Here is a 622-nt window from a genome sequence, read left to right as displayed (position 1 = left end):
TGCATGAACTCTCGCATTATTGCTTTTCGTGGCGTATCCTTTTTTCTTACCATTTTAAAAACCTCCAAACCGAGTAATTTTATCTTACATCAGTTTAGAGGTTTACACAATCTTTGGGATACTCCCTTGCAATTTGAAGTCATTTACTATTTTGTCATGTTTTAATCTTTTGTAAAAGTAACGATATCTTGGATGTTGCAATCAAGTAATTTGCTAATATCGTGTAGAGTATTCAAAGTTACACTATTGCCTTTTCTAAATGCATCTAACGTACCAGTGCTAACGTGATGTTTGTTTATTAGTTCGTATTTGGATATCTTCTTTTCTTTAAGTGTATTCCATAATGGCTCATAACTAATTATGCAATCATCTCTTTTCTACCTATATAAATTATAAGTGGAGATAAAATATTGAACATTGCCGAAACAATTAATTATAAAGAATATTTGAAAAATCTAGAGCGAAGTATATATCTAATTCTATAGTAATTAGATATCAGATTGTTGACAAAAGCCTATACCTTTTCGTAAGGACATAGGCTTTTTATTGTATATAGGCAATTTTCGAAATGAAATTGTCTTTTTTTGTATATTTTGAAGGATATATTGAATTTTTTGATGAC

Annotated in this window: 1 protein-coding gene; it reads right to left on the bottom strand. The window is 29.1% G+C overall.

From position 1 onward, the window contains the following. Nucleotides 1-161 precede the first annotated feature (161 nt). The gene (locus NE665_RS23930; RefSeq protein WP_256302708.1) at nucleotides 162-359 is read right to left on the bottom strand and encodes a helix-turn-helix transcriptional regulator; all 198 of its coding nucleotides are present in this window, start codon (nucleotides 357-359) and stop codon (nucleotides 162-164) included. Between the last annotated feature and the right edge of the window lie 263 nt (nucleotides 360-622).

It is taken from the genome of Clostridium sp. DFI.1.208, from assembly GCF_024463855.1.
GTDB lineage: Bacteria > Bacillota_I > Bacilli_A > Erysipelotrichales > Erysipelotrichaceae > Clostridium_AQ.
Note: the sequence above shows the minus strand (reverse complement) of the source record. Positions and strands in the feature narration are given on the sequence as shown.